The 12,878-nt window shown below is 61.5% G+C and carries 11 protein-coding genes and 1 tRNA gene; 8 read left to right on the top strand and 4 right to left on the bottom strand.

Annotated features, from left to right (window positions below; translation table 11 throughout):
• Both IAE77_RS03545 and nusA read right to left on the bottom strand, forming a co-directional pair.
• A partial coding sequence (locus IAE77_RS03545) for a translation initiation factor IF-2 N-terminal domain-containing protein (RefSeq protein ID WP_294221906.1) occupies positions 1–640 on the bottom strand: 640 nt, incomplete at its 3' end.
• Between the two features lie 89 nt (positions 641–729).
• Complete coding sequence (nusA, locus tag IAE77_RS03540) at positions 730–1,992, bottom strand: transcription termination factor NusA (protein ID WP_294221902.1); 1,263 nt, start codon at positions 1,990–1,992, stop codon at positions 730–732.
• A 213-nt stretch (positions 1,993–2,205) separates the two neighbouring features.
• Here nusA and IAE77_RS03535 point away from each other — a divergent pair, with 213 nt between their 5' ends.
• From IAE77_RS03535 to IAE77_RS03510, 6 genes are all read left to right on the top strand, one after another.
• Positions 2,206–3,255: a metallophosphoesterase gene (locus IAE77_RS03535; RefSeq protein WP_294221899.1), complete on the top strand. Its 1,050-nt coding sequence runs from the start codon at positions 2,206–2,208 to the stop codon at positions 3,253–3,255.
• A 64-nt stretch (positions 3,256–3,319) separates the two neighbouring features.
• Positions 3,320–4,747 (top strand): sulfatase, encoded by a 1,428-nt coding sequence (locus IAE77_RS03530; RefSeq protein WP_294221896.1) that lies wholly within the window; start codon positions 3,320–3,322, stop codon positions 4,745–4,747.
• Positions 4,748–4,888: 141 nt separating this feature from the next.
• Positions 4,889–5,854, top strand: coding sequence for an ATP-binding cassette domain-containing protein (locus IAE77_RS03525; RefSeq protein ID WP_294221893.1), 966 nt, complete (start codon positions 4,889–4,891; stop codon positions 5,852–5,854).
• Positions 5,851–6,609 (top strand): ABC transporter permease, encoded by a 759-nt coding sequence (locus IAE77_RS03520; protein ID WP_294221891.1) that lies wholly within the window; start codon positions 5,851–5,853, stop codon positions 6,607–6,609. Before IAE77_RS03525 ends, IAE77_RS03520 begins: the two co-directional genes overlap by 4 nt.
• Positions 6,610–6,676: 67 nt before the next feature.
• Positions 6,677–8,122 carry a GldG family protein gene (locus IAE77_RS03515; protein ID WP_294221888.1) on the top strand — a complete coding sequence of 482 codons (1,446 nt, stop codon included), beginning with the start codon at positions 6,677–6,679 and terminating at the stop codon, positions 8,120–8,122.
• Positions 8,123–8,135: 13 nt separating this feature from the next.
• Entirely contained in the window at positions 8,136–9,989 is a 1,854-nt protein-coding gene (locus IAE77_RS03510; RefSeq protein ID WP_294221883.1) for a DUF4340 domain-containing protein, read from the top strand.
• A 163-nt stretch (positions 9,990–10,152) separates the two neighbouring features.
• On the opposite strand, the gene IAE77_RS03505 is transcribed toward IAE77_RS03510, so the two are convergent.
• Both IAE77_RS03505 and trmD read right to left on the bottom strand, forming a co-directional pair.
• Positions 10,153–10,243: transfer RNA gene (locus IAE77_RS03505), tRNA-Ser, on the bottom strand.
• Between the two features lie 88 nt (positions 10,244–10,331).
• Positions 10,332–11,006, bottom strand: a complete 675-nt coding sequence (gene trmD, locus IAE77_RS03500) for a tRNA (guanosine(37)-N1)-methyltransferase TrmD (protein WP_294221878.1) — start codon at positions 11,004–11,006, stop codon at positions 10,332–10,334.
• A 110-nt stretch (positions 11,007–11,116) separates the two neighbouring features.
• Between trmD and sucC the strand changes: the two genes are divergently transcribed.
• Positions 11,117–12,301, top strand: coding sequence for an ADP-forming succinate--CoA ligase subunit beta (gene sucC, locus IAE77_RS03495; RefSeq protein ID WP_294221875.1), 1,185 nt, complete (start codon positions 11,117–11,119; stop codon positions 12,299–12,301).
• A gap of 85 nt (positions 12,302–12,386) precedes the next feature.
• The gene (locus IAE77_RS03490) at positions 12,387–12,857 is read left to right on the top strand and encodes a pentapeptide repeat-containing protein (RefSeq protein WP_294221872.1); all 471 of its coding nucleotides are present in this window, start codon (positions 12,387–12,389) and stop codon (positions 12,855–12,857) included.
• Positions 12,858–12,878 lie beyond the last annotated feature (21 nt).

Raw genomic sequence — 12,878 nt, 5'->3', positions numbered from 1 at the left:
GCTTGAAGCCATGCTTCTCACAGATCTTCTCGGCGATTTCGATGTCGATGGCCTTGTCGGCGCTGGCGAACACCTTGAAGGCGATGAGGTCGGAGATGACCTTGAAGGGCTTCAGGCCCATCTTGTCCGCCAGGTCTTTGACGACGATCGGCGGCTTGAGGTGGATGATCTTCTCCCCGCTCTCGTTGACCTCGAACTCGGGCTTCGGCACGTCCGCAGGCGGCGCATGGACGATTGGAATGATCGGCTTCGGTGTGGTGTCCTCCTTCAGCAGGGAAATCGGCGGCAGCGCGGTCTGCTGGACGGCATCCGCCGGACGGACCCGCTTCTTCGGCTTCTCGTCGTCCTCGAAAAGGTTCAGCGCGGCGGCTTTCTGCTCATCGAGCGTCGGCTTGGCGGGTGCCGCCGGCTCCTCCTTCTTCGGCTCCTCGACGGCCGGCTTTTTCGTGGCACCCAGCGGCGGCAGAACCGTGCTTTCCTTGCTTCTGACGCGTGTCTTGGGCTTTTCCTCCTCGATCAGCGAAAGCACCTTGCCTTTGGTGGCTTTTTTGGGCTTGGCGCTGTCGATGTTCGCTTCTGCTTCAGGCGTTGCTTCGTCTGAAGGCTTGGGCGATTTGGAGGATGAGGACTTGCTGGGCATGAGAGGATTGAATCGGACGAGCGGAGCGGCTGGCTGGCTGTAAATGAGGATCGAAGTTGTTGGGGAAAGCTTTCATGGCGGCACAAAAACTACTCCTCTGCAGGAGCTGCGTTTGCTGTCGCCTTTTCATAGATCCGGACCGCAAGGTCGTGATCACCACCGAGAACCTCGGTGATGTCGTCCACATCGACACCGGAGGCAAGCGTGGCGAGATCGCCCATGCCGCCTTCCGTGAGCTGGCGTGCGGTCTCCTCGGTGATGCCGAGGGCGTCCACTAGGTGATGCACCGCGCTGCCCATCTGGCCTTCAAAGACCTCGGCGGCGTGCTGATCCTTCTCGATGATGAGATCCATGCCGACCAGACGCGAGGTCAGGCGGGCGTTCTGGCCGCGGCGGCCGATTGCCTTCGAGAGATCTTCCTCGCTGACGGTGAGGCGGGCCTCCTTCTTGTCGGCGTTCACCTGGATGGTGATCACCTTGATCGGCTTCAGGGCCTCGCGGATGAACTCGGCGGGGTCGGCCTTCCAGCGGATGATGTCCACCTTCTCATTGTTCAGCTCACGGACGATGTTCTTCACGCGCGCACCGCGCAGGCCCACGCAGGCGCCCACGGGATCGACTTTCTCATCAGCACTGTGGACGGCCACCTTCGTGCGGTAGCCGGCCTCACGGGCGATGCTGGCGATTTCGACCGTGCGGTCGCCGATCTCGCTGACCTCGAACTCGAACAAACGACGGACGAAGTTCGGGTGGGCACGGGAAAGGATGATCTCAGGTCCGCGGCCGGTGTCCTTCTCCACTGCCTTCACGTAGAAGCGCATGCGATCCCCTGGAGTGTAATCTTCCGTGGCGACGCGTTCCTTGGAGGTCATGACGCCTTCAAACTTGCCGAGGTCGATGACGACGTCGGACTTCTCAAAGCGACGCACCACACCGCTGACGACATCGCCGGTGCGATCCTTGAACTCGTCATAGAGATTTTCCTTCTCGGCCATGCGCAGGCGCTGGAGCATCGTCTGCTTCGCGGTCTGGGCGGCGATGCGGCCCATGTTGTTCGGCGTGACTTCCAGCTCGATCTCGTCACCCACGATGGCGTCCTTCTTGAACTTCCGCGCCTTGGCCAGCGGGAGCTCTTCCCAGGGATTGCTCACAGTCTCAACCGCCAGCAGCTTGGCGAAGGCCTTGATGGTGCCCTTGTCGGGATCGATGTCGATGCGCAGCTCACGCGCCGGACCGATGCTTTTCTTGGAGGCGGCGAGCAATGCCTGTGAGAGGGCCTCGACCATTTTGCCACGGTCGATTCCTTTCTCTTTCTCGTAGTAGTCGAAAAGGGCTTTAAGTTCGCTGATCATAAAAATTCGTGATGCCACCAGACAAAAAAGAGCGGGGAAAGACCCCACTCTCGCCGTAAAACGCTAATTCTGTCCGGGAAGGACGCAGATCATACGGGCATGCCAGAATTCAGCAAGCAGAAAAAGCCCGTGATTTCCCGCAGTGGCAGCCTCTGTTCCGATGCGTTTCAAAACCTTTGCAAACCAGGCCGCTGGCCGCCGTTCGGACTTGCCATGAGGTTCCGCATTCTCCTTTCGCTGCTGCTCTTGCCATCACTGGTTTCTGCCGAGGAGAAAGCTCCGGCAGCGAAGGTCCCCACTCTGCCCGCTTTGCAGCCGGCGTCGGTGCGGATGACTGCCGGGGCGCCCGAGGCGGTGCCGGGTGGCTTCACCATCGCGATCATGCCGGACACGCAGTTCTACGCGCAGTTGCATCCGGAGATTTTTCACAAGCAGACCCAGTGGATCGCGGACAATGCCGCCAGATACTCGATCCGCTTCATGATCCAGGTCGGCGACGTCACGGAAACCTCCGCTGATGCGGAATGGATCGTGGCCCGGGATGCCTTCAAGCGACTCGAAGGCAAGGTCCCGTGGGCCAGCGCACCCGGAAACCACGACTACGGTGGCAAATTGCAGGTGAACACCCACCGCACCCCCTTCAGCGTCTGGCTGCCGCTGCCGATGTTCCAGGCCATGCCGACCTTCGGAGGCTCTTATGAGCAGCAAAACGGCAAAGTGGACAACCATTGGCATCAATTCGAGGCCGGAGGCCGCAAGTGGCTCGTCATCGGCCTGGAATTCGCCCCGCGTGCCGATGTCCTGCGCTGGACGAACGAGGTGATCGCCTCCCATCCGCAGCACAGCGTGATCCTTTTCACCCACGCCTACCTTGATCCGAAGACGAACCAGCGACTCAAGCTTTCGGCCAGCCTCGGGAAAGGCCAATCACCAGCTCCCGCACCCACTGAGAAGCCCGATCTGACCCAGCCCGAGGACCTCTGGCAGATGGCCTCGAAGCATCCGAACGTCGCCATGATCCTGAGCGGCCACGCCTGCTACACCAACCACCGCACCAGCAAGGCGCAGGGGGGACAGCTCGTGCAGGAGATGGTCGTTGATTACCAGAAGGACGTGAACGGCGGCAATGGCTGGCTGCGGCTCCTGCAGATCCTTCCTGATGGCAAAACCGTGCGCTGCCAGGACTACTCCCCGCTCATCGACCAGCGCTGCACCATGCCCGACCGCACGTTCGATTTCGAACTGGCGATGCCGGGCGCATGACCGCCCGGTTCACCGCCATTTTGCAGCGGAAGGATGGCTGCCTCGACGACGTTGAATCAAGACCATGCGCCGCCTCCTTCCTCTGCTGTCGTCATTGCTCGCCCTCACCTCGTCCTTCGCCGCTGAGAAGCGTGATCCGAACATCGTGATCATCTTCATGGATGACATGGGTTATGCGGATGTCGGCTGTTTTGGCGCGCAGGGCTATCAGACGCCGAACATCGACCGCCTGGCCGCGGAGGGGCGGAAGTTCACGAATTTCCACGTCGCGCAGCCGGTTTGCAGCGCGTCGCGTTGTGCCTTGCTGACAGGCTGCTATCCGAATCGCGTCGGTATTCACGGGGCGCTCGGACCATCGGCGAAACACGGGATCAATGCCGACGAAATGACCCTCGCCGAACTGGTGAAACAAAAAGGTTACGCCACGGCGGCGGTCGGAAAATGGCACCTGGGTTCCCTGCCCCAGTTTCTGCCGGTGAAGCACGGCTTCGACGAATACTACGGCATCCCTTACTCGAACGACATGTGGCCTTACCACCCACAGGCGAAACCCGGAGCCTATCCGAAGCTGCCCATGGTCGAAAATGACCACGTGGCCGATGAGGAGATCACCCCGGAGGATCAAACCCGCCTGACGACTGATTACACGACGCGCGGCGTGAAATTCATCGAGAAGAACAAGGACAAGCCCTTTTTCCTCTACCTGGCCCACAGCATGGTCCATGTGCCGCTGTTCGTGAGCGACAAGTTCAAAGGCAAGTCGGGCAAGGGCCTGTTTGGCGATGTGATGATGGAGGTGGACTGGTCCGTGGGCCAGATCATGGACACGCTGAAGAAAAACGGCCTCGAAGACAACACGTGGGTCATTTTCACCAGCGACAACGGCCCCTGGCTCAGCTACGGCGACCACGCGGGCAGCGCAGGACCGCTACGCGAGGGCAAAGGCACCTGCTGGGAAGGCGGCACCCGTGTCACCGGCATCATGAAGTGGCCGGGCAAGATTCCGGCAGGGTCCACGACAGACACCATGATGATGACGATCGACCTCCTGCCGACCATCGCACACGTCATCGACGCGAAACTGCCGGATCACAAGATCGACGGCCTGAACTGCTGGCCGGTCGTCAGCGGCGGCCCGGACGCGAAGAATCCGCACGACTTCTACGCCTTCTACTACGAGAACAACCAGCTCCAGGCGCTCAGCAGCGGGGATGGACGCTGGAAGCTGCATCTGCCGCACTCCTACCGCAGCCTCCCTGCCGACGGCCCCAAGGCCACGGGCGGCAAGCCGGTGCTCTACAAGCAGGTCAAAATCGAGCAGCCCGAGCTCTACGACATCTACGCGGACATCAGCGAATCGAAAAACGTCGCGGCCCAGCACCCGGACGTGGTCGCCAAGCTGGAAATGCACGCGGAAGCCATGCGATCCGAGCTGGGCGACTCGTTGATGAAGATGCCCAAAGGCACCGGCACACGGGAAGCCGGAAAATGACGCGGAATGAGGAGGACTGACGGGGTCGCCGTCGCCACGTGGGACAGGGCATCATTTTTGCGAAAGCCCGTTTGCGAATTGTCTTTCGGGCCGCCATAAGGTTTAATTTCCGATTTCCCCTTCCCCTCTTCTTTTCCCGTCATGATCGATGTCCAGGACCTCACCAAACAGTACGCCGGGCGCACTGCGGTGAACCACATCTCCTTCCATGTCGAGCCCGGGGAAGTCGTCGGCTTTCTGGGTCCGAATGGCGCCGGAAAATCGACCACGATGCGGATTCTCAGCGGCTACATGCCCGCGACCTCCGGCCACGCCACAGTGGCGGGTTTTGACGTCTTCCATCAGTCGATCCAGGTGCGCCAGTCAGTCGGCTACATGCCTGAAATGGCACCGCTTTACACCGACATGAAGGTGAAGGAGTACCTCGCGTTCCGGGCCCAGTTGAAGGGGCTTTCAGGCGCGTCCATGCGCCGCCGCATCGGGGAGGTGATGGATCTGACCGGTGTCACTGACATGCGCCGCCGTTTGATTGGCAATCTGTCCAAAGGCTACCGCCAGCGTGTCGCCCTGGCTGATGCGCTCGTTCACAAGCCGAAGCTGCTCATCCTCGACGAGCCGACCAACGGCCTCGATCCGGTGCAGATCCGCCATGTGCGTGATCTGCTGCGCAGTTTGAAGTCGAAACACACCGTGCTGCTCTCCACGCACATCCTGCAGGAGGTCGAGCAAAGCTGTGACCGTGTGGTGATGATCCACCAGGGGCGCATCCGCGCGAACGACACACCGCAAAACCTCGCCCGCCAGCTCCGCTCCACGACGCTCCTGCATCTTGAGCTCAGCGGCAGTGGAAACCTGGCCGCCGAGCTCGCCGCCATCCCCGGTGTGCGCAAAGCGAACGAGGATGCCGGCGATTCCACCCCCTGGCGCCGGTTCACACTGCGCGTGGAGCCGGAGCACGATGTCCGCGACGCCGTGATGGACCTCGCGACGAAGAAAAACTGGCGCATCCGCGAGATGCACCGCCAGCTCCCGACACTGGAGGATGTGTTTGTCGAGCTCTCCATGAACGCCGGCACTCCAGGCGACATTCCCACGCACGTTCTATGAGGATTTTCTGGATTCTGCTCAAAAAGGAGCTGCATGCCTTCTTTGTCTCCCCGGTTGCCTACGTGGTGCTGGCGCTGGTGATGATCCTGAACGGCTTCGCCTTTCGCGCGGCGCTTTCCGTGCTGGAAAGTGCCCCAAGTGAAGGGTCCATCGTGAGCTGGACCTTTCACGCGATGTGGTTCTGGCTGTCCTACTTCTTCATCTTTCCGCTGCTGACCATGCGTCTCTTCGCCGAGGAAAAGAAAATGGGCACGCTGGAGACGCTCTTCACCGCGCCCGTGCGTGCCTGGCAGGTCGTCGGGGCAAAGTACATGGCGTCCCTCATCGTTTACTGCCTCCTGTGGCTGCCGAGCCTGTTCAATTTCAAGTTCGCCTCCTGGATCAGCGCCGGACAGGTGGAGGTGCCCGATGGTGCGATGCAGGGCGCCTACCTCATCCTGGTGGTCATGGGCATGTTCAATCTCGCCGTCGGCTGTTTCGCGTCTTCTTTGACCGCGAACCAGATCGTGGCCGCCATCCTTTCCTTCACGCTGAGCCTGCTGCACTTCCTCATGGGCATCTTTGTCATGGTCGTCGGCCGGAAGATCTCCGACACGATCGTGGACATCGTGAACTACTTCGCGGCCACGGAGCACATCCGCATCTTCACCGCCGGCCTCATCGACAGCCGGCCACTGGTTTACTACGTCACCATGTCGCTGCTGTTCCTCACCTTCACTCATCACGTCGTCGAGTTCCGCCGCTGGCGGCCGTGACCGTCATTTTGCCCGACACATCATGCCGGACTCAGAACAGACCCCCTCCCCAAGCGAAAAGCGCCCGATGCCCAAGCGCTCCGGCATCGGCCTCAACGTCGCCATCCAGGTCATCCTGGCGCTGGCCCTCTTCGCCGGGGTGAACCGCCTGAGCTGGCGCTACTACGCGCGCTGGGACCTCAGCCCGAGCCAGGACTACACACTGAGCGAGGCGTCTTTGAACTACCTCAATGGTCTCTCCCGCGACGTGCAGATCTTCATCGTCTTCGGACGTGATTCCAAGGTTTACGGGGAGGTGCAGTCGCTGAGCGAGGAGTACCGCATCCACGGCCGCCAGCGCATCAAGGTGAAATCCATCGATCCGGTGCGTGACATCGAACGCGCGGAGCAACTCAAAGCTGATACCGGCTTGTCGCTCGCACAAAACGGCGTCCTCATCCGCTGCGGGTCGAACAAACGCTTCATCACCGAGGAGGAACTCGTCGTGCGCGAGTCTGGCACCAGCACGAACCGGCGGATCATCGAGTTCCGCGGCGAGGACGCCATCACCTCCGCCCTCGTCTCCGTCGTGGAGGGCCGCATCCGCCGCTTCTACTACGTGGTCGGCAAGGGCAGCCGTTCAGATGCGGCGTTGAGCGATGCCTACAGCGCCGCTGTCGATCTCGGCAAGCAGCAGAACTTCGAAGCCATCCAGGTGAACCTGTCCGAAGTCACCCGCGTGCCGCCGGATGCTGACGGTCTGCTCATCCTGGGACCGCGCTACGACTTCTCCGAACGCGAGATCGCGATGCTCGACGACTACTGGAAGACCAAACGCGCCGGCATTTTCGTCATGCTGGACCCCGGCGGCGAAACCGGCCGGCTGGATGCCTTTCTGACCATGAATGGCGTGCGTCCGCGCGGCGACCGGGTCCTGGTGGCGGAAAGCTCCAGCACGGGCGCGCGGAAAGAGTTCTCCGTCATCGCCGAGTTCCTGAAGGATGTGCCCTATCTGCGCCACCTGGCATCGTCTGCGATCACACTGGCCGGGCAGTCGGAGTCCCTGGAACTGCGGGACCAGGACACGGCCCTCAAAGAGCAGGCCATCAAGGTGATGCCGCTCATCCGCGCCTCGCCCCGCTACTGGGGTGAACGCCAGTACCTCGAAGAACTGCCGGTCGTGGATGAAGAGGACACGCTCCCGCCGATTTACCTGGCCGCCAGCATTGAACGCGGTGCCGTGACGGATGAAAGTCAGCGGGCCGACAGTTCCCGCATGGTGGTCGTCTCGAATGCCACCCTGCTCGACAAGCAGACCATGCTGGCCGTGAATCGTGATTTCGTCTCCGCCGGCTTGAACTGGCTGCTGAACCGTGAACGCCTCATCGGCATCACCTCAAAGCCAAAGCGCTCCTATCGCATCCAGCTCACCAAACGGCAGCATGAGCTCATCTTCTGGGTCACCTCAGTCACACTCCCAGGCATCGTGCTGGCCCTCGGTTTCATGGTCTGGGCCAGCCGACGGGCTGCCTGAAATTGATCTTCGCATGAACATCCGCACCACCCTTTTTCTGTTCCTGCTGGTCGCCGCGCTGGGTGCCATGATTCTCGGCATCGAACGTTATTTTCCTTCGGCCAAGGAGCTGCGGGAAATCAAACGTGGCCCGGATGACTTCGCCAAGGAGCGGGTCACCCGCATCGAAGTGGCCAGCGGGGACAACACGCCGCTCACCCTCGTTCGCGACGGCAACGCGTGGCAGATCGAGTCGCCTCTGAGCGATCAGGCCGATCCCCAGAAAGTCGCGGCGCTCATCCTCGCCATGGGCAATGTCGAATGGATCGAACGCATCCATCGCGACGAGTTTGACGACAGCGAGTGGCAGAAAACCGGCCTGGACCGGCCGAGTCACAAAGTGCGCCTGTCCGCAGGCGACGAATTGCTTTATGAGTGCTGGTTCGGCGCCCCCGCCGTCATTGAAAACAGCGTTTACATCGGCATTCCAAACTCGAAGGAAGGCGGCACCGCCTGGTATCTGGCGAAGAGCAGCGCCCCGGTCATCCTCCAGATCCCGGCCGCCTCCTGGCGTGATCCCAAGCTGCTGCGCCTTCCCGCCGAAGTCATCACCGGCATCACCTTGACCCAGGCCTCAGGCCAGATCGTCATCACCCGCGAGAACGAGCACGCACCCTGGATGCTGGAGAAACCACTGAAGACACGCGGCAGCAAGGAACGCATCACCGAACTGCTCTCCACACTGCTGAACATCGAAATCGCCGAGGCACGAGACCCTGCGGCGAGCGCGAACGGCGGCACATCCAAAGAGGCCCTGGCACCTGCCGTGGCCGTGGACGAACTCAAGGTGACCATCGAATCCAAGACTCGCGGCAAGTCCTATGAGTTCACGCTGAAGAAGCCGGCTGACGACAAGCAAGCTGTCACTGCCGCCACCGCCGCGTATCGCAAGCCCGCCTTCACCGTTGCCGCCAAGAATTTGTCCAGTCTGTGGGTCACCCCGAACGCGTTGCGCGACCACCTGCTGGCTCAAATCGATGGGGAGAGACTCCAGTTCATCACCATCACCAGCAAAACCCATCCGGAGATCAATTTGCGCAACCAAGGCGGTTCCTGGTATCTCCTCCGCCACGGCAAATGGGATCCCGCCAACGGCGACCGCATCTCCCGCTGCCTCAACGCCCTCAACACCCATGAGATCCTGCAGTTCACCGCCGACACCGCCGCGGACCTCACGCCTTTCGGCCTTGATGATCCCTTCCAGACCGTCACCTGGACGCCAGCGCGCGAAAAGCCGGTGAAGCTGATGTTTGGCCACAATGCGGAAAGCACGCAGTTCTTCGCCAAATACGAGAATGAGCCGTTCATCTACCGCATTGATGCCTCCCTGCTGCCCTCCATCCCGACCGATGGCATCAAATGGAAGGGCCTCGGCGCTCTCCGCTTCACCACCTTTGCCCTCCGCCGTATCAGCATCGCCTTCGGTGCCAATTCGCCCGTCGTCCTCGACTACAATCCCGTCACCGCCCAATGGAAAGCCCAGCGTGGTGGCCGTGATGTGACGGAGGAGATCGACCGTGTGAAAGCCGACCAACTCGCCAGCAACCTCGCCCGTTTCACCGTGCAGGACTGGGCGGCCGACCGCACCGATGCCCTCCAGGCATTGAAGACCCCGTTCCTCACCATCCAGATCGTCCTCGGCGAAGCCGGACGCACCGACGGCCCCGTCCGCGAGGTCGAGATCCTGTTCGCTCCGACCCAGCCCAACGCGGAGACCGCCTTCTATTACGGCCAGATCAAAGGCGATCCTGATGTCTTCTACATGACCCGCGTCGCACTGCTTCAAGTCGTTGGCGACAGCGTCTTCAAAGCAAAGCCGACGAAGTGACGGAGCCTGCATAGTCCCCTGGCCAGCGAGCTGACGAAACGCCACGAGACGATCCTGAGGCACTCTTTGCGCGGGCGCTTCCAGCCGCATGGATCGTGAGCAGTCACCACAAAGGGCTCGTGGCTGAGACCGTGCCAGTGAGCCCGGTCGGGGCGAGAGAAACTGGCGGTGAGGGAGGGATTCGAACCCTCGGTAGCGGATAAGGCTACGCATCTTTAGCAAAGATGTGCTTTCGACCACTCAGCCACCTCACCAAATGCAGTCCGCCCAGGGGGCGTTGCGGTCGCTATTTAGCGTGAAGCGCGGGACATCGTCAAACGAAATGTCATCTCCACCCGCATCTCATTCCCGCAGCAGGTCGGGCCGGTTCAAACGCGTCCGCTCCAGCGCCTGTTGCGCACGCCATTCGGCGATCTTGGCGTGATTGCCGTTCAACAGCACTTCAGGCACCTTCAGGCCGCGATACTCGGCCGGTTTCGTGTACTGCGGGGCCTCCAGCAGGCCGCTGGGGCCAAAGCTTTCCTCCACCGCGCTCATCTCATCGCCCAGCACACCTGGCAGCAGGCGCACGATCGCATCCATCATCACCACGGCGGCGATGGCGCCGTTTGTCAGCACATAATCACCCAGGCTGACCTCCTCATCCACCCAGTGCTCGATGATGCGGTGATCGACGCCTTCGTAATGGCCGGAGAGGAAGATCAGATGCGGTTCCGCCGCCAGACGGTGCGCCATGGCCTGATCGAACCGTTTTCCCGCTGGTGACAGGTAAATGATGCGCGCCTCGGGCGTGTCGAGGCGGTCCAGCGTCTCAAACACCGGCTCCGGGCGGATCACCATCCCCTGCCCGCCTCCATACGGCGTGTCGTCCACGTGGCGGTGCTTTCCCAGCCCCTGCTCGCGCAAATCATGCACCCGCAGGTCGAGGATGCCCTTGTCCTGCGCACGTCCCATCATGCTCAGGCCCATGGGCACCGAGACCAGTTCGGGAAACAGCGTGACGACATCGATTCGCATGCCCGCGTTATGCCGCAGGCTATCCAGCACGGCAAGCGCCGCATTCTTGGGGGAATGCGCCTTGACGCTTCGTGCCTCGCTTCTACTATCGCGCTCCCCACTTCCCCCCCATGAACATCCACGAGTATCAGGCCAAGCAGTTGTTTGAAAAATTCGGTGTCGCCAGCCCCAAGGGCATCGTCGCCAGCACCGCGGAGGAAGCGGGCAAGGCAGCGCGTGACATCGGCGGCCCGGGCCTCGTGGTGAAAGCCCAGATTCATGCCGGTGGTCGTGGCAAAGGCACCTTCAAAAACGGCTTCAAAGGCGGCGTTCACGTCGTGGACACCCCGGAGCAGGCCCAGGACATCGCTGCAAAGATGCTCGGCCAGACGCTCGTCACGCATCAGACCGGTCCGGACGGCAAACTCGTGAGCAAGGTGCTGATCGCGAAGTCCGTGGACATCGCGAAGGAATACTACTTCGCCATCCTGTTTGACCGTGGCAGCAGCGGACACGCCATCATCGCCTCCACCGAAGGCGGCATGAACATCGAGGAAGTGGCCGAGAAGACGCCTGAGAAGATCACGAAGGAGTTCATTCACCCCACCATCGGCCTGCAAGGCTGGCAGTGCCGGAAGGTCGCCGCCTCCCTCGGTTTGCGTGGCGCTCTCATGAACCAGGCCGTGAAGCTCTTCACCGCCCTGTGGAATCTCTACCTCAAGAGCGACTGCTCGCTCGTCGAGATCAACCCGCTGGCCATCACCACCGACAACCAGGTCGTGGCGCTCGATGCGAAGTTCAATTTCGATGACAACGCCCTTTATCGTCAGAAGGAAGTGACCGAGATGCGTGACAAGACCGAGGAAGATCCGCGTGAAGTCGCCGCCAGCGAGTTCGGCCTCAACTACATCGGCCTCGACGGCAACATCGCCTGCCTCGTGAACGGTGCCGGCCTCGCCATGTCCACCATGGACATCATCAAGTTCCACGGCGGCGAACCGGCGAACTTCCTCGATGTCGGCGGCGGTGCCACGAAGGATCAGGTCACCGCGGCCTTCAAGATCATCCTGGGCGACCCCAATGTGAAAGGCATCCTGGTGAACATCTTCGGCGGCATCATGGATTGCAACATCATCGCCACCGGCATCATCGCCGCCGCGCAGGAAGTCTCGCTGAACATCCCCCTCGTCGTCCGACTCGAAGGCAACAACGTCGAGGCCGGCAAGGCCACCCTCGCCGCCAGCGGACTGGCGATCACCAGCGCCAGCGATCTGACCGACGCCGCGCAGAAGATCGTCGCCGCCGTGAAGGCCTGATCTGACACGCTTCAAATCTGCCCGCCGGCTGAAACATCTCGAAAACCCGGTTTACGACCTCGTAAACCGGGTTTTTGTTTCCCGCATGGCAAGCATCACCACCGAGGAACTCCTCGCCCACACCCAATGGCTCGAAAGCGGCGGCAAAAGCGGTCGCAAGATCGATGAAACCGGAATGAACCTGGCCGGAGCCATGCTCAACGACCTCAATCTCGCCAAGGCGCAGCTCGTGGGCACCACGCTCACCAAGGCGAACCTCGCAGGCACGAATTTGTCCGGCGCGGACTTCAGCGGAGCCAATCTCGATGGCGCGAATCTGAGCGGGGCAGACCTGAGCGGAGCCGATCTCGGAGGCGTGTCCATGCGTCACGCCAACCTCAGCCACGCCAACATCCGTGGCGCGGACCTTTCCGGCGCCAACCTGGAAGGCGCGGACCTGACCAACGCCGACTTCACCGATGCCGATCTCATCGCCGCCAATCTGACCGGGGCTGCCCAATCCGGCATGAAGTCCGACGGCGCCAAGTTCGCGGACACACGCGGCCTCGTCCGCTAAGCCGGCCACAGCGTCGTAATA

The sequence above is a fragment of the Prosthecobacter sp. genome (assembly GCF_014879935.1).
GTDB lineage: Bacteria > Verrucomicrobiota > Verrucomicrobiia > Verrucomicrobiales > Verrucomicrobiaceae > Prosthecobacter.
Note: the sequence above shows the minus strand (reverse complement) of the source record. Positions and strands in the feature narration are given on the sequence as shown.

Bases quoted from the DNA above. Each gene is read 5' to 3' on its own strand.
- nusA (WP_294221902.1), bottom strand. From the start codon at position 1,992: ATGATCAGCGAACTTAAAGCCCTTTTCGACTACTACGAGAAAGAGAAA.
- IAE77_RS03535 (WP_294221899.1), top strand. From the start codon at position 2,206: ATGAGGTTCCGCATTCTCCTTTCGCTGCTGCTCTTGCCATCACTGGTT.
- IAE77_RS03530 (WP_294221896.1), top strand. From the start codon at position 3,320: ATGCGCCGCCTCCTTCCTCTGCTGTCGTCATTGCTCGCCCTCACCTCG.
- IAE77_RS03525 (WP_294221893.1), top strand. From the start codon at position 4,889: ATGATCGATGTCCAGGACCTCACCAAACAGTACGCCGGGCGCACTGCG.
- IAE77_RS03520 (WP_294221891.1), top strand. From the start codon at position 5,851: ATGAGGATTTTCTGGATTCTGCTCAAAAAGGAGCTGCATGCCTTCTTT.
- IAE77_RS03515 (WP_294221888.1), top strand. From the start codon at position 6,677: ATGCCCAAGCGCTCCGGCATCGGCCTCAACGTCGCCATCCAGGTCATC.
- IAE77_RS03510 (WP_294221883.1), top strand. From the start codon at position 8,136: ATGAACATCCGCACCACCCTTTTTCTGTTCCTGCTGGTCGCCGCGCTG.
- trmD (WP_294221878.1), bottom strand. From the start codon at position 11,006: ATGCGAATCGATGTCGTCACGCTGTTTCCCGAACTGGTCTCGGTGCCC.
- sucC (WP_294221875.1), top strand. From the start codon at position 11,117: ATGAACATCCACGAGTATCAGGCCAAGCAGTTGTTTGAAAAATTCGGT.
- IAE77_RS03490 (WP_294221872.1), top strand. From the start codon at position 12,387: ATGGCAAGCATCACCACCGAGGAACTCCTCGCCCACACCCAATGGCTC.